General features: G+C 63.2%; 18 protein-coding genes. 12 read left to right on the top strand and 6 right to left on the bottom strand.

Translation table 11 applies throughout. The annotated features are described in order from the left end of the window. Positions 1-55 precede the first annotated feature (55 nt). A complete protein-coding gene (locus ABFC66_RS00385; protein ID WP_346738978.1) occupies positions 56-898 on the bottom strand; it encodes a ferritin-like domain-containing protein in 843 nt (280 codons plus the stop codon). 18 nt (positions 899-916) lie between these two features. Beyond that, complete coding sequence (bcp, locus tag ABFC66_RS00390) at positions 917-1,393, bottom strand: thioredoxin-dependent thiol peroxidase (protein WP_346738979.1); 477 nt, start codon at positions 1,391-1,393, stop codon at positions 917-919. On the opposite strand from bcp, the gene ABFC66_RS00395 reads away from it, so the two are divergent. Both ABFC66_RS00395 and ABFC66_RS00400 read left to right on the top strand, forming a co-directional pair. Continuing rightward, positions 1,392-1,817, top strand: a complete 426-nt coding sequence (locus tag ABFC66_RS00395) for a hypothetical protein (protein WP_346738980.1) — start codon at positions 1,392-1,394, stop codon at positions 1,815-1,817. The genes bcp and ABFC66_RS00395 overlap by 2 nt on opposite strands. A gap of 181 nt (positions 1,818-1,998) precedes the next feature. Beyond that, positions 1,999-5,469, top strand: a complete 3,471-nt coding sequence (locus ABFC66_RS00400) for an AsmA-like C-terminal domain-containing protein (protein ID WP_346738981.1) — start codon at positions 1,999-2,001, stop codon at positions 5,467-5,469. A gap of 203 nt (positions 5,470-5,672) precedes the next feature. Here ABFC66_RS00400 and tyrS read toward each other — a convergent pair whose 3' ends face one another. Continuing rightward, positions 5,673-6,920: a tyrosine--tRNA ligase gene (gene tyrS / locus ABFC66_RS00405; protein ID WP_346738982.1), complete on the bottom strand. Its 1,248-nt coding sequence runs from the start codon at positions 6,918-6,920 to the stop codon at positions 5,673-5,675. An 86-nt stretch (positions 6,921-7,006) separates the two neighbouring features. On the opposite strand from tyrS, the gene ABFC66_RS00410 reads away from it, so the two are divergent. Next, positions 7,007-8,116: an anhydro-N-acetylmuramic acid kinase gene (locus ABFC66_RS00410; RefSeq protein ID WP_346738983.1), complete on the top strand. Its 1,110-nt coding sequence runs from the start codon at positions 7,007-7,009 to the stop codon at positions 8,114-8,116. Here the strand turns inward: ABFC66_RS00410 and ABFC66_RS00415 are convergent, their stop codons facing one another. Both ABFC66_RS00415 and ABFC66_RS00420 read right to left on the bottom strand, forming a co-directional pair. After that, positions 8,117-8,467 (bottom strand): DUF3147 family protein, encoded by a 351-nt coding sequence (locus tag ABFC66_RS00415; RefSeq protein WP_346738984.1) that lies wholly within the window; start codon positions 8,465-8,467, stop codon positions 8,117-8,119. A 22-nt stretch (positions 8,468-8,489) separates the two neighbouring features. Continuing rightward, a complete protein-coding gene (locus tag ABFC66_RS00420) occupies positions 8,490-9,146 on the bottom strand; it encodes an alpha/beta hydrolase (RefSeq protein WP_346738985.1) in 657 nt (218 codons plus the stop codon). A 326-nt stretch (positions 9,147-9,472) separates the two neighbouring features. On the opposite strand from ABFC66_RS00420, the gene ABFC66_RS00425 reads away from it, so the two are divergent. From ABFC66_RS00425 to ABFC66_RS00465, 9 genes are all read left to right on the top strand, one after another. After that, positions 9,473-9,949 (top strand): Rrf2 family transcriptional regulator, encoded by a 477-nt coding sequence (locus ABFC66_RS00425; RefSeq protein ID WP_346738986.1) that lies wholly within the window; start codon positions 9,473-9,475, stop codon positions 9,947-9,949. Between the two features lie 36 nt (positions 9,950-9,985). Further along, complete coding sequence (locus tag ABFC66_RS00430; RefSeq protein WP_346738987.1) at positions 9,986-11,170, top strand: cysteine desulfurase family protein; 1,185 nt, start codon at positions 9,986-9,988, stop codon at positions 11,168-11,170. 1 nt (position 11,171) lies between these two features. Further along, positions 11,172-12,626 carry a Fe-S cluster assembly protein SufB gene (sufB, locus tag ABFC66_RS00435; protein WP_346738988.1) on the top strand — a complete coding sequence of 485 codons (1,455 nt, stop codon included), beginning with the start codon at positions 11,172-11,174 and terminating at the stop codon, positions 12,624-12,626. Positions 12,627-12,705: 79 nt separating this feature from the next. Further along, positions 12,706-13,446 carry a Fe-S cluster assembly ATPase SufC gene (gene sufC, locus ABFC66_RS00440; protein WP_346738989.1) on the top strand — a complete coding sequence of 247 codons (741 nt, stop codon included), beginning with the start codon at positions 12,706-12,708 and terminating at the stop codon, positions 13,444-13,446. A 9-nt stretch (positions 13,447-13,455) separates the two neighbouring features. Beyond that, the gene (sufD, locus tag ABFC66_RS00445) at positions 13,456-14,778 is read left to right on the top strand and encodes a Fe-S cluster assembly protein SufD (protein WP_346738990.1); all 1,323 of its coding nucleotides are present in this window, start codon (positions 13,456-13,458) and stop codon (positions 14,776-14,778) included. A gap of 5 nt (positions 14,779-14,783) precedes the next feature. Next, on the top strand, positions 14,784-16,025 hold the full coding sequence (locus ABFC66_RS00450) for a cysteine desulfurase (RefSeq protein ID WP_346739045.1): 1,242 nt from the start codon (positions 14,784-14,786) through the stop codon (positions 16,023-16,025). A 28-nt stretch (positions 16,026-16,053) separates the two neighbouring features. Further along, a complete protein-coding gene (locus ABFC66_RS00455; protein WP_346739046.1) occupies positions 16,054-16,431 on the top strand; it encodes an SUF system Fe-S cluster assembly protein in 378 nt (125 codons plus the stop codon). A 42-nt stretch (positions 16,432-16,473) separates the two neighbouring features. Beyond that, a complete protein-coding gene (locus tag ABFC66_RS00460; protein WP_346738991.1) occupies positions 16,474-16,833 on the top strand; it encodes an iron-sulfur cluster assembly accessory protein in 360 nt (119 codons plus the stop codon). Between the two features lie 6 nt (positions 16,834-16,839). Then, entirely contained in the window at positions 16,840-17,292 is a 453-nt protein-coding gene (locus tag ABFC66_RS00465; RefSeq protein ID WP_346738992.1) for a TfoX/Sxy family protein, read from the top strand. A 9-nt stretch (positions 17,293-17,301) separates the two neighbouring features. Here the strand turns inward: ABFC66_RS00465 and ABFC66_RS00470 are convergent, their stop codons facing one another. Next, complete coding sequence (locus ABFC66_RS00470) at positions 17,302-18,093, bottom strand: enoyl-CoA hydratase/isomerase (RefSeq protein ID WP_346738993.1); 792 nt, start codon at positions 18,091-18,093, stop codon at positions 17,302-17,304. Between the last annotated feature and the right edge of the window lie 22 nt (positions 18,094-18,115).

Here is an 18,115-nt window from a genome sequence, read left to right on the forward strand (position 1 = left end):
GGCGAATACTGTCGCTGAATGGGACAGGAAAGAAAAGCCCTTAATCCGCCGGCGCTCAACGCGACGCGAGGGGCTCGTAGAACGACCGGTCAAGGCCGGCCGCATCGCGGGCGTCGGTGTTGAATGGCGGTTTCAGCAGGCCGCGGAAATGCTTGCGTACAAGCGCTTGAAACGTGGCTTGAGGGGCGAGTCCGCCTTTTTCGCACAGATAGTTGAACCAGCGTGCGCCTGCCACAACATGTTGCTGTTCTTCGCGGTAGATCATCCGCAGGACGTCGGCGCTGTCCCGGTCGCCCGCATCCATTAACCTTTCGATCATTGGGGGCGTGACGTCGAGGCCGCGCGCCTCGAGGACGAGAGGCACGACGGCGAGCCGCGCCAGGGCGTCGTGCCTTGTTTCCTCCGCCGCCTGCCAGAGGCCATCATGGGCGGGGAGGTCGCCATAGCCGCCGCCCATTGCCCGGAGCCGTGCCTGTATGGCCGCGAAGTGGCGGGCCTCGTCGTCGCCCACTTCAACCCAGTCGTCGAAGAAGGCGCGGGGAAGCATCGCCCCTCCGATGGCGTGACCGGCGAAGCGGCCCGCCATGTCGAAGGCGAGGTCGATTGCGTTGAGTTCGATATGGGCGAGCGCGTGAAGAAGCGCGAAGCGGCCGCGCGGCCCCTTGAAGGTCCGGCGCGGCATCTGATTGGGCGCGAGAAGCTCCGGCCGGGCCGGTCGGTGCGGCCTTGCCGGCATGTCTCCCGGCAGCAGCGTGAGAGCGCCGGCGCGCCAGAGCTTTGCCGCTTCATGCGCGCGGCGCGCCTTTTCATCCGCATCCGGACATTCGAGAACTGCACGGGCGGCGTCGGCGAGCGAAACACCTTCGGCGATGAAGGGCGCAGTCGGTGCTTCACTCATTTGGTGCAGATCCGTCTTTCAGAGGGATTTTGCCGCCGCAAGAACTTCGTCGGCATGGCCGTCGACCTTCACCTTCGGCCAGACCTTCGCAACGGTGCCCTTCTCGTCGATCAGGAAGGTCGTGCGGGCGATGCCCATATAGGTGCGGCCATACTGCTTTTTTTCGACCCAGACACCATAGGTCTCGAGCATTTCACCTGTTTCGTCCGAGAGAAGCCGGACAGTCAGGTTGTGCTTGTCCCTGAACTTGCAGTGCGCCTTGATCGAATCTTTCGATACGCCGAGGACGACGGTGTTGGCTGCATCGAACGCCGCCTTCTGTGCCGTGAAGGCGATGGCCTCAACCGTGCAGCCCGGCGTGTCGTCCTTGGGGTAGAAATAGAGGACAACCTTCTTCCCGGCGAGGCTTGCCAGCGAAATGGTGCTGCCGTCATCGGCGGGCAGCGAGAATGCGGGCGCCTTCTGGTCGACGGCAGGCAGTGCGGAAGCGGTCATGGCTTGTGCCTTTGGGGCGGCTTTGGGCTTCGTCGCCGCTCGGGCGGTGGCGGCCGGGGTTCGGGCGGCTGTTTTAGCGGTGGGAGCGGCTTTCTTCACAGTCGTTTTCTTTGCGACGGGCTTTTTCGCGGCCGGCTTTTTTGCCGCAGGCTTTGCAGCGGGCTTTTTCGCCGCAGCCTTCTTCGTGCCGGCGGCAGGCTTCTTGACCTTGGCTACGGCCTCTTTGGCCTTTGCGGCCGGCTTCTTCCTGGCCGCAGGGGCCTTTGCCTTCGCAGCCGCCTTCCTGGTGGTCGTCTTTACGCCGGACTTTTTAGCAGAAATCGCTTTCGCCATTAACTCGCCTCCAGTCGGATGTTTCTGTCGTTTGCACGGCGCTTGCCGTCCTTCGCCGCCGTCATTTGGGGCTAAAAAGGCAGCCTCGTAAACCGGTCGGCCGAACTTGTCGCAAAGCTGTCGCCAATTTGGGAGACTTCGCGCGAGGCTGCGGGTAAAAGAACGGGAGAGACCTCGTCGCGGCACTCGGCCCGTGCCCGGATCTCATCGGAAGCCTGCCAATCGGGAATGATTCGGGCGATGCAAGACGAGCGAACGGGACCAGTCCTTTCTTGATACGCCGGACGAGCAAGATCGCATTGGAGATCGTGGGCGTTGCCGTGGCGGCGACGGCGGTGCTGCTTGGCGTGCTCGCCTGGCGTCTGTCCTCAGGGCCGATCTCGCTCCCGATACTGACCCAGATCATTCAGGACAGCGCCCGAAGCGAGCTTGGCGGCGGGCAGCTGACCATCGGCGACACCGTTTTGCGCTGGATACCGGAGAGACGGCAACTCGGTCTCCGCCTTCTCAATGTCCGACTGACGGGCGCGGACAAGAACGAGGTCGCGGCTGCGCCGGAAATGTCGTTCCGGCTCAGCATGCCGGCCCTGCTGCTGGGGCAGATTTCACCCACCTATATCGACTTCTACGGCACCAGCCTGGCGATTGTGCGCCGGCCGGAGGGCATTTCGCTGGGCCTTGCCGCCGCGGGCGCCGCGCCCGAAGCACCGGCCGGGACGAAGGGCGCCGCAGGTTTTGTGGGGCCGCTCTTTGCGGCGCTGGCGACGGACGACAAGAGCATCCCCATGCTCGCGCATCTTCGGCATGTGGGCATTGAAAATGCCACCCTGCGTTTCGTGGACGAGGTGAACGGCGCGACCTTGGAGGCGCCGAACGCCAATCTGCTCCTCTACCGGGGCAGCGGGGGCCTTGCTGGCCGCCTCTCCGCGGATGTGCGGCTCGCAGATACGACAGGGCATCTCGAAATCAAGGGAGCGGTGCCTGTCGACGGCAAGTCGGTGCAGGTCGATATGCAGGCAACTAACATCGTGCCCTCGGCGCTCGCCCGGGCCATGCCCGATCTAGCCGATTACATGCTCTTCGACGCGCCGTTCAATGCGAACGGCACGCTCGACATGAAGCCGAACGGCGACGTCATTTCAGCAAAGCTCTCCATCGAAGCCGGGAAGGGCAACTTCGTTCTCCCTGGACTCCAGCAGGCGCCGGTCGCGCTGGAGCGTGCGAAGGCCGAGCTGTCGCTCGATGCTCTGGCGCGGCGGATCGAAGTGCATCAACTCGAACTTCAGGCGGGCCCTCATAGTGCCGCGCTTACCGGGCACGCAGAATATACGCTGGGCAGCGGTCTCCACTTGTCGTCCGCCAGGGTCGATCTGACGGCGGGCAAGACGACCACCGACGTTCCCGGTTTCTTCGAGGGCCATTTCGAACTCGACAATGCGCATGTCGCGGCGATGCTCGACTTCGACAAGCAATCGATTTCGGTCGAGGACATCACGCTCGGCATCGCGGGCGGCAAGATTGCCGCTGCGGGCACGATCGAAAACGGCCCGCGCTCGCCTGCCGTGCGGATGAAGGGTGAGATCGCCTCCATTCCCGTCGACACCGTGCGGACGATCTGGCCCTTGCCCCTCTCGCCGAATGCGCGCGAATGGGTGGAGAAGAACCTGCGCGGCGGGATGGTCGAGAAGGGCGACTTCTCCGTCGATGTGCCCGCCGACATGTTCGCTGATGCCGACGCGGGCATGGCGATCCCGAATGAACGCATCAAATTCAATTTCAATGTCAGCGGCACGGACGTGGCCTATCTCGACGCCATGCCGCACATGACCGGCGTGTCTGCGCGCGGCACCTTGCAGGGCGACCGCTTCGACGCCTGGGTCTCGGCAGCAACCGTCACGGTCGCGCCCAACCGCACCATTGCCGTCTCCAATGGCCATTTCGCGGATGGCAGGTTGAGCGACAAGCACAGTATCGGCGACATCGAATTCACGGTGGATGCCGCGACCGCCGACCTGCTGGCCTTGCTGGACCATGAGCCGTTGAAGCTCATTCGAGGCTTCGGGCTCGATCCTTCGACAATCGCCGGGACGGGCAAGATCAATGCAAAGCTCCGCTTGCCGCTGTCCAAGAACGTCAAGATGGATGACGTCCAGTTTTCCGGTATGGCGCATGCCGACAAGGTCGGTATTCCCAATATCCAGAAAGACCTCTCGATCACCGACGGTACGCTCGATATCGACGTGCAGCGTTCGGGGCTCAAGGCGAAGGGCAATGTCAGCCTCAACGGAACTTCGCCGCTGCAGATCGTGTGGTCGGAAAGCTTCGTTCGCAGCAAGGGGCCCGGCTCCATCTTCGACCTGTCGGGCAAACTCAATGACGAGGAGCGGCAGGCGATTGGGCTCGGCCTTACCGACTGGATTTCCGGCTCGCCAGACATTCATGCAAAACTCACGGGCTCCGGCGCGGATATTCAGAACGCGGTGGTTCATGCCGAACTGACCAACGCGGTCGCCAAGGTCGATCAGCTCGGCTGGCAGAAGCCGAAGGGCGAGCCCGCGACCGTGGACATGAAGATCGGCTTCTCGCCGGAGGCCTTCAACTTCACGGATTTTGTTCTTGCCGGTCAGGGCATGAATGTGCGCGGCGCCTTCGCCATCGACAAGAAGAACCGCATTCTCTCCGCGAACGTGCCGACGGTTAAGCTTGGCCCGACCAATGACCTTGCGCTCAAGGCGCGGCGCGACGAACGCGGCCAGCTCATCGTCGATATCGACGGGCCGAAGGGCGATGCGCGAGGCGTGCTTCACTCTTTCATCTCCGGCACCGGCGACAAGGCGGAGGCCGAAAGGGCGGCGACGCGGCTCCTCACGCCGGAGATGGAGCAGGACCCGACATTGCGCACCGCCATCCGCGCCCGCATCGGCGAGGTGATGGCGCAGAACGACGAGAAGATCACGGACCTCGATGCGCGGCTTGCGCTGATCGAGGGCGATGTCTACCTGATGGACCTGCTCGCTCTGGACAAGGGGCGCAATCAGATCTCGGTTTCGATCAAGCAGGCGCCAAGCCGTACACGGACCTTTTCGCTTCATTCAAGCGACGCCGGTCTCATCTTTCGCGCGCTCGATCTCTATACCAGCGTTCAGGGAGGCGAGCTGAGCGCCGACGCCTCCTTCGACGATACGAAGCCGGGCTCGCCGCTCGCGGGCGAGATTTCGGCGTCGAAATTCCGCATCGTCAATGCGCCTGTTCTCGCCAAGATACTGACGCTCGGTTCACTGACGGGCATTGGCGACACGCTGACAGGCGAGGGCATCTACTTCGATATGCTCAAGCTTCCTTTCCGCGTTACCGGGCATCGCATCCATGTCGAGGATGCGCGCATGTCGGGTCCGGCCATCGGCCTGACCATGAACGGCCAGGTGGACCGCTCCGCCAATGTCGCGCAGATGGAAGGTACGCTCGTGCCGGCCTACACGTTGAATTCGGTTCTCGGCAAAGTGCCTCTGCTTGGGCCGTTGATCGTGGGCCGCGAAGGCGAGGGAATTTTCGGTTTCACCTATGCGGTGAAGGGCGACATCGACGATCCCAGCGTGGTCGTGAATCCGCTCTCCGCAATTGCGCCGGGATTCCTGCGGAGAATTTTCGAGTTTTCGAGTTCGCTTCCGCCGGAACAGCCGTCTACTGACAAACCTGTCGATGGTGGCGGGGCAAAACCCGCGGACGGCGCGGCGAAGCCATAATATTCGACGCCGTCGTCGGATTTGGATTGCGGCGTTCTACTCCGCATATACACTTGTCCGGCAATTGCCCGCCCGAACGGCGGCGCCGAGAAGAATAATTAACAGCGGGAAAACCGCGGCCTACCTTGCGCGCCTTGAGCCCCCACGAGGCGCGAATAAGCCCTCTCCCCTGACCGGGGGAGGGCTTTTTCTTGTGCTGATTGTCAGGCGGTCGGCTTCAGCAGAACGTGCTTCTTCTGGCCGACGGAAACCTTCACGACTTTCTGCTCGGTGAGATCGGCGATGGTGACCATCGCCCGCTCGTCGCTCACAGGCTTGTCGTTGATCTTCACGCCGCCGCCCTTGATGAGACGACGCACTTCGCCGTTTGACGCCGCAAGCCCTGCTGCGACGACGGCGCTCAGAACACCGATGCCATCGCCGAATTCGACTTCGACGGTCGGCATGTCGGCGCTGATGCCGCCCTGCTCGAAAGCCGTGCGCGCGGCGTTCGCCGCCTTTTCCGCTTCCTCGCGGCCATGCAGCATGGCGGTCGCTTCGGTGGCGAGAATCTTCTTCGCCTCGTTGAGTTCCGCGCCCTCGAGCTTGCCGAGGCGGGCGATCTCATCGAGCGGCAATTCGGTGAAGAGCTTCAGGAAGCGCTCGACATCGGCGTCTTCGGTGTTGCGCCAGAACTGCCAGTAGTCGAAGGGCGAGCGCATGTCGGCATTGAGCCAGACGGCGCCGGCGGCGGTCTTGCCCATCTTCGCGCCCGAGGCTGTGGTGATGAGCGGGCAGGTGACGGCGAAGAGATCGAGGTTCGCCGCGCGGCGTCCCAGCTCCAGCCCGTTGACGATATTGCCCCACTGGTCCGAACCGCCCATCTGCAGCCTGCATCCGTAGCGCTTGCCCAGCTCCACGAAGTCATAGGCTTGCAGGATCATGTAGTTGAATTCGAGGAAGGAGAGCGGCTGCTCGCGGTCGAGGCGCAGCTTCACGCTGTCGAAGGAGAGCATGCGATTGACCGAGAAATGGCGGCCATAGTCGCGCAGGAAGGAGATGTATTCGAGCTTCTCCAGCCACTCGGCATTATTGACCATCACCGCATCCGTCGGCCCGTCGCCGAAGGTGAGGAAGCTCGTGAAGGCGGTCTTGATCGAGGCCATGTTGGCGGCGATCTGCGCGTCGGTGAGCAGCTGGCGCTGCTCGTCCTTGCCGGAGGGGTCGCCGACCTTGGTCGTGCCGCCGCCCATGAGGACGATGGGCTTGTGGCCCGCCTGCTGGAGGCGGCGCAGCATCATGATGCCCATGAGGTGGCCGACATGGAGGCTTGGCCCCGTGCAGTCGAAGCCGATATAGGCGGTCACGGTTTCCTTCGCGGCATAGGCGTCCAGGGCCTCCGGGTCGGAGATCTGGTGGATGAAGCCACGGGCTTCGATTTCGCGCAGGAAGTCGGACTTGAAATTGCTCATGATCGGCTCGATTGGGGGCTTGCCATAGGCATTGGGGAGCCGGTGGTGTATCACGCTTTGGGAGCAGGAAAAACGGACCAATTCGCATGATCCGAGCCATCGGCCTCATGAGCGGCACTTCGCTCGACGGTATAGACGCCGCCATTCTGGAAACGGATGGCGAGCATATCGTGCGTCCGGGGCCGAGCCTTGGGGTGCCCTATACGCTGGAGGAGCGGGCGGTGCTCCGCGCCGCGCTGGAGGCGGCGAAGGACTGGCCGGCGGGCGAGCCCATGCCCGAGGCGGTGGCCGAGGCCGAACGCCTGCTGACGCTGGCCCATGCCCAGGCCGTCCGGGTTCTGCTCGAAAAGTCGGGCTTCAAGCCCGCCGATATCGACCTCATCGGCTTTCACGGCCAGACCGTGCTGCACCAGCCGGAGGCGCGGCGCACGGTCCAGATCGGTATGGGCGACGTGCTGGCGTCGCTCACCGGGATCGACGTCATCAATGATTTCCGCTCGGCGGACGTTGCCGCGGGTGGCCATGGCGCGCCGCTGGTGCCGCTCTACCATCAGGCGCTGGCCCGCAGCGCCGGGATCAACGAGCCCGTTGCCATCGTCAATATCGGCGGCGTCGGCAATGTCACCTATGTGGGCCTCGACGGGCGGCTCATCGCCTTCGACACGGGGCCCGGAAACGCGCTGATCGACGACTGGGCGATGCGCCACACAGGCGAGCCGGTCGACAAGGATGGCGCGCTGGCTGAGGCGGGCGAGGTCGATGTCGATGTTCTGGCGCGGCTGATGGAACATCCGTTTTTCGAACTGCCGCCGCCGAAATCGCTGGATCGCTTTTCCTTTGCCCGCGCCGCCGAGGCGGTCGAGCATCTCTCGCCCGAAGACGGCGCGGCGACGCTTACCGCCTTCACCGTCGAGGCCATAGCGCGCGGCCTCGCCCATATTCCCGGCATGCCGACGCGCTTCGTCGTCTGCGGCGGCGGGAGGCGCAATCCTGTGCTGATGTCGATGCTGTCGAAGCGCCTGCAGGGCGGCGTCCTGCCCGCCGAGGATCTCGGCTGGCGTGGCGACGATGTGGAGGCTGAGGCCTTCGCCTATCTTGCCGCGCGTTCGTTGCGCGGCTTGCCGCTCAGTCTTCCAACGACGACCGGTGTGCCCGAGCCCATGAAGGGCGGCCGTTTGCACAGGGCTGCGCGGTAGTCAGAGCCTGACGCCGAATTTCGCCGCGATCCAGACGGTCGCGAGATAAAGGGCGAAGGTGAGCAGGCAGGAGAGGCCGAGCGAAAGCCAGAAGCCCGTGCCGCCGCGCAAAAGCGCAGGCATCACCAGAAACATCGGCAGCGTCGGCAGCACATACCAGAAGGTCGCTTCCGCATGGGCGGCGATGCGCTCGCTGTCGCCGGTGTCGTTCCACAGCCAGATGATCGCAAGGATGGAGACGAGGGGGAGCGAGACGACCAGCGCGCCGAGCGAAGGGTTGCGCTTCGCAATCTCCGACACTGCCATGATGATGATGCCGGAGAGGAGCGCCTTAACGATAGCGTAAAGCATTGGCGTCCTCCCCGGCGGTTCGTCAGTCGCGCCGCTTGAAGGCCGCGAGGCGCTTGTCGAGATAGGCACCGGAAACCGCGGCCAGCGGTTCGAGATGCTGATCGAAGAAGTGGTTCGCGCCGTCGATCGTCGAATGCTCGATGACGATGCCCTTCTGCGTCTTCAGGCGGTCGACGAGCTTCTGCACATCGGCGGCAGGGGCGACCTGGTCGGCGCTGCCGTTGACGATGAGGCCCGACGACGGGCAGGGCGCGAGGAAGGTGAAGTCATACATGTTGGCGGGCGGGGCGACCGAGATGAAGCCCTCGATCTCGGGACGGCGCATCAGGACCTGCATGGCGATCCAGGCGCCGAAGGAGAAACCCGCGATCCAGCACTGGGAGGCGTCGGCATTCTGGGCCTGAAGCCAGTCGAGCGCGGACGCCGCGTCGGAAAGTTCGCCGATTCCGGCGTCGAACGAGCCCTGGCTGCGGCCCACGCCGCGGAAATTGAAGCGGAGGACGGAGAAGCCGCGGTTCACGAAGCCCTGAAACAGGGTGTAGGTGACCGGGTTGTTCATGGTGCCGCCGAACTGCGGATGGGGGTGCAGCACCAGCGCAATTGGCGAATTCGCCTTGCGGCTGTGGTGGTAACGCCCCTCGATGCGGCCGGCGGGACCATTGAAAATGACTTCTGGCATTGCCCTCTCGTCTCTTTTTTACAAGGCGCCGGTGCTCCGGGCCATTAACCTACCGCCCATCTCGGAAAAGTTTTCCAGCAATAGGGGCGGTTTCCTCTGGAAATCAGACCCAGAGATGGCTAATTAGTTGACTGTGGCACTCGGAGAAGCCGAAGCCCAGTCGCGCGCCTTTTACCGTCTGGCGTCGCGGATGCCGCCAGCTACGGCGCATCGGCTTCCCGTTCAGGCTGAAAGGCGCTCGTTCTTTAACACAGGCAAGTGCCGGTTGCGCAAGGGTTTTAGGCCTCGGGCTCTGGTTCCCGGGCGGTTTCGAAAGGAGAAGGGCCGTGAAGCTCACCACAAAGGGTCGTTATGCCGTGATGGCGATGGCTGATCTGGCCCGGTTCGGCACCGGCAGGCCGGTGGCTCTGGCCGATATCGCGGAACGCCAGGAAATCTCCCTTTCCTATCTGGAGCAGCTTTTCGCCAAGCTCCGCCGTGGGGATCTCGTGAAGAGCGTACGCGGCCCCGGCGGCGGCTATCTGCTGTCGCGGGACGCCGACGATATCCGCATCTCCGACGTCATTCTGGCGGTCGACGAGCCGATCAACGCTACCCGTTGCGAGGTGGGTTCTCCCAAGGGCTGCATGGGCAATTCGTCCAGCCGCTGCATTACCCACGACCTCTGGGCGGAACTAAGCCACCAGATTCATCTGTTTCTGGGCTCCGTATCGCTCGGCGACGTGATAAATGGCCGGGTGGCAACGACGCATCCGGGCGCCCGCGCGAGCGAGCAGCAGGCGATTTCCAACGCCGCCGACTGAACCGATTTTTGCGCCGACGCCCGAGGGTTCGAGCGAATGACGAAGAAACGCGCCTATTTGGACCATAATGCGACTGCCCCGGTGCGAGCCGAGGCGGCCGATGCGGTCCTGCGCGCGCTTTCGATCACCGGCAATCCTTCCTCGGTTCATGCCGAAGGCCGAGCGGCGCGAAAGCTGCTCGAAGAGGCGCGGGCCTCGGTCGCAGCGCTCGTCCATGCGAAGCCTGCCGAGGTGGTCTTCACCAGCGGCGGCACCGAGGCGGCAAACCTCGCGCTTCATGTGGCCTCGACGGCGCTGGGCGTCGAGCGCGTGATCGTTTCGGCCATCGAGCATGATTGCGTGCGGGTGGCGGCGAACGGTCTCGGCATTCCGGTCGAGGTGCTTTCCGTCGATGCGAATGGCGTCGCCGATCTCGGCAAACTGGCGCGGCGTCTGGCGGAACCGGGCAAGGCCCTTGTGGCCTTGATGTATGCGAATAACGAGACGGGCGTCATTCAGCCTGTCGCGGAAGCCGTCGCGCTGGCGAAAGACGCAGGCGCTTTGGTGCTCACCGACACCATTCAGGCCTGGGGCCGGCTGCCGGTCGATTTTCATGCGCTGGGCGCGGACCTGATGACGGTCTCCGCACACAAGCTGGGCGGGCCGCAGGGCGCGGGCGCACTGGTCATTCGCGAAGGTTTGCCCTTCGATGCGCTGATCCGCGGCGGCGGGCAGGAGTTGCGCCGCCGTTCGGGCACGGAGAATGTGCCGGGCATCGCCGGGTTCGGTGCCGCAGCGCGGCTGGCCGCGCAGGAGATCGCCGAAATGCCGCGCGTGGCCGCGCTGCGCGACCGGCTTGAAGACCTTTTGCGCGCGGCCGTGCCGGAGCTTCGTGTTTTCGGCGAGGGCGCGGAGAGGCTTGCCAATACGAGCCTCTTTTCCGCGCTGGGTCTCGACGCGGAAACGCTTCTGATGGCGCTCGACCTCGATGGCTTTGCCGTCAGCGCGGGCTCCGCCTGCTCATCGGGCAAGGTTGCGCGCTCGCATGTGCTCGCCGCCATGGGTGTTGAAGATACGCTGGCAAAGGGTGCAATCCGCGTGAGCCTTGGGCTCGGCAATACGGCGGAAGAGATCGAGCGCTTTGCTCTGTGCTGGTCCCGCGCGGCGAAGCGCGCGCGCGACAAGACAAGAAGTTCGAATTCGAGCGCGGCTGTTTCCGCGCTCGAAGAAGTGGAGAGTTGATATGGCAGCGGTTCGCGAGACGGTTGAATCCGTCGATCAGGTCGCAGGCGAGAAATACAAGTACGGCTTCACGACGGACATCGAGTCCGAGCGCGCGCCTATCGGCCTGAGCGAAGATACGATCCGCTTCATCTCCGCGAAGAAAGAAGAGCCGGACTGGATGCTCCAGTGGCGCCTCGAAGCCTATCGCCGCTGGCTCACCATGGAAGAGCCGAAATGGGCGAAGGTCTCCTATCCGCCGATCGACTTCCAGGACGCCTATTACTACGCAGCGCCCAAGCAGAAGGCGAAGCTGGAAAGCCTCGATGAGGTCGATCCGAAGCTTCTTGAAACCTACAAGAAGCTCGGCATTCCGCTTGTCGAGCAGCAGATTCTTGCCGGTGTCGCGGTCGATGCCGTGTTCGACAGCGTGTCGGTCGCCACGACCTTCAAGACGAAGCTCGCCGAAGTGGGCGTGATCTTCTGCCCCTTCTCGGAGGCGGTGCGCGAGCATCCGGAACTGGTGAAGAAGTATCTGGGGTCGGTCGTTCCGTCGTCGGATAATTTCTACGCGACGCTCAATTCGGCGGTCTTTTCCGACGGTTCCTTCGTCTATATCCCGCCGGGCGTTCGTTGCCCGATGGAGCTTTCGACCTATTTCCGCATCAACGAAAAGCAGACGGGCCAGTTCGAGCGCACGCTTATCATCGCCGACAAGGGCGCCTATGTGTCCTATCTCGAGGGCTGCACCGCGCCGCAGCGCGACGAGAACCAGCTTCACGCGGCCGTGGTCGAGCTCATAGCGCTCGACGATGCCGAGATCAAATATTCGACGGTGCAGAACTGGTTCCCCGGCGACGAGAACGGCAAGGGCGGCATCTACAACTTCGTGACGAAGCGCGGCGATTGCCGTGGCGCGCGCTCGAAGATTTCCTGGACGCAGGTCGAGACGGGCTCCGCCGTCACCTGGAAATATCCGAGCTGCATCCTGCGCGGCGACGATTCACGCGGCGAGTTCTACTCGATCGCGATTTCGAACAATTACCAGCAGGTCGATAGCGGCACGAAGATGATCCATCTCGGCCGCAATACGTCGAGCCGCATCATCTCCAAGGGCATCGCGGCGGGCTTCTCGTCCAATGCCTATCGCGGTCTCGTCAGCGTGCACAAGAAGGCGGAAAACGTCCGCAACTTCACGCAATGCGACAGCTTGCTGATCGGCTCGAAATGCTCGGCGCATACGGTTCCCTATATCGAGTCGAAAAATCCGACCGCGATTCTGGAGCATGAAGCGACGACATCGAAGATCAGCGAGGAGCAGATGTTTTATTGCCGTCAGCGCGGCGTACCTGAAGAAGAGGCGGTGGCGCTCATCGTCAACGGGTTCTGCCGCGACGTGTTGCAGCAATTGCCCATGGAATTCGCCGTTGAGGCGCAGAAGCTCGTCGGCATCAGTCTGGAAGGAAGCGTCGGTTAGGCGTTTCCACCCCGAAATTGCGGCGTCGCCTGCGGTCCTGCCGCGGTGACGAATTGAAGAATCGAGAAGGCGTTTGAGAATGCTTGAGATCAAGAACCTGCATGCCAACGTGAATGGCAAGGAAATCCTCAAAGGCATCGACCTCACGGTCGAAGCGGGGACCGTTCATGCCATCATGGGGCCGAACGGCTCGGGCAAGTCGACGCTGTCCTATGTGCTGGCGGGTCGCGAAGGCTATGAGGTGACGCAAGGCTCCGTGACTTACAAGGGCCGCGATCTGCTTGCCATGAACGTCGATGAGCGCGCGGCGGCGGGCGTCTTCCTCGCCTTCCAGTATCCGATCGAGATTCCGGGCGTCACGACGATGACCTTCCTCAAGACGGCGCTCAACGCGCAGCGCAAGGCGCGCGGCGAGGATGAACTTGACGCGCCGCGCTTCCTGAAGCTCGTGCGCGAGAAGTCAAAGCCGCTCAACGTGTCCGACGACATGCTGAAGCGCGCGCTCAATGTCGGCTTTTCCGGCGGCGAGAAGAAGCGCGCCGAAATCCTTCAGATGGCGCTGCTCGAACCCTCGCTCGCGATCCTTGACGAGACGGACTCCGGCCTCGACATCGACGCGCTGAAGGTTGTGGCGGAGGGCGTCAACAGCCTGCGTTCGCCGGAGCGCGCCATGATCGTCATCACGCATTACCAGCGTCTTCTCGACCATATCGTGCCTGACGTCGTGCATGTCCTGTCGAAGGGCAGGATCGTGCGGACGGGCGGCAAGGAACTCGCCGGTGAGCTTGAGCGCACCGGCTATGCCGAATTCGCGGCGTAAGGAAGCGAGATGACAGACGCAGCTCGCAACTTCATTGAGACCTATGAGCGGGAGCGCGCGGCGCTTCCGGGCGCGGGTCTCGCATGGCTTGCCGCATGCCGGGCCGACGCGTTGAAGGCCTTCGCGGAAGCGGGCCTTCCCCATCGCCGCCTCGAAGACTGGCGCTATACGGACCTCGCGCGCGCGCTTGAAAAGGCGACCCTCTCTCCCGCGCCTCAGCCGCAAGGCGCCGTGGCGCTGCCCGATGCCGCGGCGCGTCCCAGCATCGCCGCCTTTCACGGCATCGACCGGCATGTCGCCGTCTTCGTCAATGGCAGGCTGCAAAGCGATCTCGCTTTGGAGCTGCCCCACGGCGTGACGCTCGTTCCACTTGCCGAGGCTTTAGGTGAGCCTTGGGTGCGGCAGCTGGTGGAGACGAAGGTCGCCACGCAGGCGGGCAATGTCATTGCGCTCAACACGGCGCTGATGCGCGACGGGCTCGGCCTTCATGTTGCGCGAGGCGTCAAGCTCGACAAGCCGCTGCATCTGATCTTTCTCGCCACGGATGACGGCGCGTCGCATGTGCGCGTGCTCGTGCGGCTGGAAGAGGGCGCTGAGGCGACGATCTTCGAGACGCATGTGGACGCGGGCGCAAGGAGCTATTTCGTCGACCAGGTGACCGATGTTTCGCTGGCCGAGGGCGCGACGCTTGCCCATGTGAAAATCCAGGACGAAGGCGCCGAGGCCATTCACCTTGCAAGCCTGACGGCGGTGCTCGGCGCGGCGGCGAAGCTTTCGAGCTTCTCGCTCACGCTCGGCGCGAAGCTCTCGCGTAGCCAGAGCTTTGTCACCTTCAAGGGCGAGGGCGGTGAGGCGCATGTGAACGGCGCGACGGCCCTTGCGGGATCGCAGCATGGCGACCATTTCTGCATGATGGATCATGCAGTGCCCCAATGCGCGAGTTCGACGCTCTTCAAGACGGTGCTCGACGGCGCGTCGACCGGTGTCTTCCAGGGCAATGTCATGGTGCGTCCCGACGCGCAGAAGGCCGATGGGCGGCAGATGTCCAACGCGCTGCTTCTGTCGCGCGATGCGTCGATGAATGCCAAGCCCGAACTCGAAATCTATGCCGACGATGTGCAATGCGCCCATGGCTCGACCATCGGCGAACTGAACCGCGATGCGATTTTCTTCCTTCGCGCGCGCGGCATCGACGAGCACACGGCGCGGCAATTGCTCATCTCGGCCTTCCTCGATGAATCATTCGAGACGGTGCCGCATGAGGCTGCGCGAGAAGATTTGCGCGCGCTGGCCGCTGGCTGGTTCGAGCGCCATCAGGAAAAGACGTCATGACTGAAATGAAGCTCAACATTGCCGAGGCGCCTTACGATGTCGCGCGGGTGCGAGCGGATTTCCCGATCCTGTCGCGCGAGGTCTATGGCAAGCCGCTTGTCTATCTCGACAATGGCGCTTCCGCGCAGAAGCCACGCGCCGTCATCGACGCCATGCGGCACGTGATGGAGCATGAATATGCGAATGTCCATCGCGGGCTTCACTACCTCTCCAACGCGGCGACGCAGGCCTTCGAGGATGCGCGCGAAAAGGCGCGCGCCTTTCTCAATGCCGCATCGACGGACGAGATCGTCTTCACCAGTGGTTCGACGGACGCGCTGAACCTCGCGGCTGCGAGCTATGCGGCGCCGCTGATCCAGCCGGGCGACGAGATCGTTCTGTCGGTGATGGAGCATCACTCGAATATCGTGCCCTGGCATTTCCTGCGCGAGCGGCAGGGCGCCGTGCTGAAATGGGTGCCGGTGACAGACGAGGGTGACCTCGACATGGACGCCTACAAGAAGTTGCTGGGGCCCAAGGTCAAGATCGTCGCGCTGACGCATATGTCGAACGTGCTCGGCACTGTGACGCCGATGAAGGAAATCATCCGTCTCGCGCATGAGAAGGGCATTCCGGTCGTCGTGGATGGATCGCAGAGCGCCGTTCATCTCGAAATCGACGTTCGCGATCTCGATGCCGATTTTTACGCGGTGACGGGCCACAAGATTTACGGGCCCACGGGAATTGGCCTTCTCTATGGCAAGAAGGAACTGCTGGCGAAGATGCGGCCCTATCGCGGCGGCGGAGAAATGATCCGCGAGGTCTCGATGGTTACCGTGACCTATGCCGCGCCGCCTCACCGTTTCGAGGCGGGAACGCCTGCAATCGTCGAAGCGATCGGCCTCGGCGCGGCGCTCGACTATGTGCATGGCGTTGGCCGCGCGCGCATAGCCGCGCATGAGGCAAGCGTGCTGGCTTACGCGACGGAGAAGTTGTCGGCGATCGACGGGCTCCGCATCATCGGCACGTCGAAGAGCAAGGGCGGTATCGTGTCCTTCACCATGGCGGACGCCCATGCTCACGACATCGCGACCATCATTGACCGCGCAGGCGTCGCGGTGCGCGCAGGCCATCATTGCGCACAGCCGCTGATGGAGCGGTTCGGCGTGACGGCGACGGCGCGCGCCTCTTTCGCCATGTATACGACGCATGAAGAGATTGACCGCCTAGCGGCTGCGCTCGTCGATGCGAAGAAGTTCTTCAGTTGAGGATCTCAGTATGTCGGACGATGCGAACATGACCGAGGCCGAGATGCCAGACGAGAGAGGCGGCGAGACGCCCGCGCCGTCGGCGCTCCCGCAGGAAGAGCTGGACCGTCTCACCGACGACATCATCTCCGCGTTGAAGAGCGTCTACGATCCGGAAATACCGGTCGATATTTACGAACTCGGCCTCATCTACAAGGTAGACGTGTCGGACGACCGCGATGTGCTGATCGACATGACGCTGACCGCACCGGGTTGTCCGGTCGCGGGCACCATGCCGGAAATGGTTGCGGATGCGGTGCGCTCGGTGGACGGCGTGGGCGACGTGAAGGTGAACATGACCTTCGATCCGCCCTGGGATCCGAGCCGCATGTCGGACGAAGCGCGCGTCGCGCTCAACATGTATTGAACTTGGAAGGACCGGGCTCCATCTAAAGTCCGAGGTAGGAACATGGCGAGAGAACGTCCCAAGGCAATCCGGCTGACCGACAGGGCGGCCGAGCATCTTCAGGCCATCATGGCCCGGTCGGAAGGCAAATATATCGGCCTTCGCGTCGGCGTGAAGAATGGCGGCTGCGCGGGCATGGAATACACCATGGAATACGCCGAAGCCGCGAACCCTCTCGACGAGGTGATCGAGGACAAGGGCGTAAAAATCCTGATCGATCCGAAGGCCATCCTCTTTCTCATCGGCACGGAAATGGACTACGAGACCGAGAAGTTCTCGGCGGGTTTCAAGTTCAACAATCCGAACGTGACCGACGCCTGCGGCTGCGGCGAGAGCGTCACCATCGAGCCTGCGCATCTCTGAGGCGGCATGGCTGTCAGCACCGAATACAAGGAGTTTCTCGCCGAGCAGCTTGAGCGGCTGGGGCCGGTGCGCTTTCGCGGCATGTTCGGCGGCGCCGGCGTCTATCTCGACGACCTCATGTTCGGTCTGATCTTCGACGAGACGCTTTACTTCAAGGTCGATGATCGCAATCGCGCCGATTACGAAGCCGAGGAGAAGGGCCCCTTCACCTATGAGATGACGGATGGCAGCACCGGCGCGCTTCATTATTACGAAGTGCCCGAGCGGCTTTACGACGATCCGGACGAGCTCGTGCAATGGGCGCGCAAGGCGATGGAGGTGATGCGGGCGGCAAGGGCTGAAAAGCTCGCGCGCGCAGCGCGTGCCGCAGAGCGCAAAAAGGCGGCGGCAAAAAAGCGGAAGGCGACGCCCGCAAAGGCGTCGCCCTCCAAAAAAGCCTCAAAGAAGCCCAAGGCCTGAAGCGGGCCCTTACTCGCCCTTGAACTGCGCGGGGCGCTTTTCGAGGAACGCGCGGACGCCTTCCTTGAAGTCGCCGGAATTGCCGGCGGTACGCTGGAGCTGACGCTCGAGATTGAGCTGCTCTTCGTAAGTGTTGTCCGTGCTTTCCCAATAGAGGCGACGGATGAGGCTCAGCGACACCGTCGGGCCATTGGCGAGGTCGAGCGCGAGCTTCTTCGTCTCGGCGGCAAGCTCCGCATCGTCGAACACGCGGTTGACGAGACCCCAGGCAAGCGCCGTTTCAGCGGGAAGCTTTTCGCCGAGCAGCGAGAGTTCCATGGCGCGGGCCTTGCCGACGAGGCGCGGCAGGAGCCAGGTCGAGCCGCCATCCGGCACCAGGCCGATGCGGCGGAAAGCCTGAAGGAAGTAGGAGGACTTCGCGCAGAGGATGAGATCGCCCATCATCGCGAAGCTCATGCCGACGCCTGCCGCCGGGCCATTCACCGAGGTGACGAAGGGCATGGGCAGGTTGCGCAGGCGGCGCAGGAAGGGGTGGTACATCGTCTCAAGCGCCGAGCCCGCATCGGGACGGCCGCCATTGTTGTCGCCACGACCCTGAAGGTTGGCGCCGGTGCAGAAGCCCCGACCTTCACCCGTCATGACGAGGCAGCGAACGCCGTTCTTCGGGTTCTCGACTTCGTCCATCGCCTTCATCAGTCCACCGAGCATTTCCGGCGAGACGGCGTTCATGACTTCCGGGTGGTTCAGCGTGAGCGTTGCCACCGGCCCGTCTATGTCGAGTCTGACGCGTTCGAATTCCATCTGTTCCTCCTGTTTTTGCGGC

The sequence above is a fragment of the Parvibaculum sp. genome (assembly GCF_039680535.1).
Lineage (GTDB): Bacteria > Pseudomonadota > Alphaproteobacteria > Parvibaculales > Parvibaculaceae > Parvibaculum.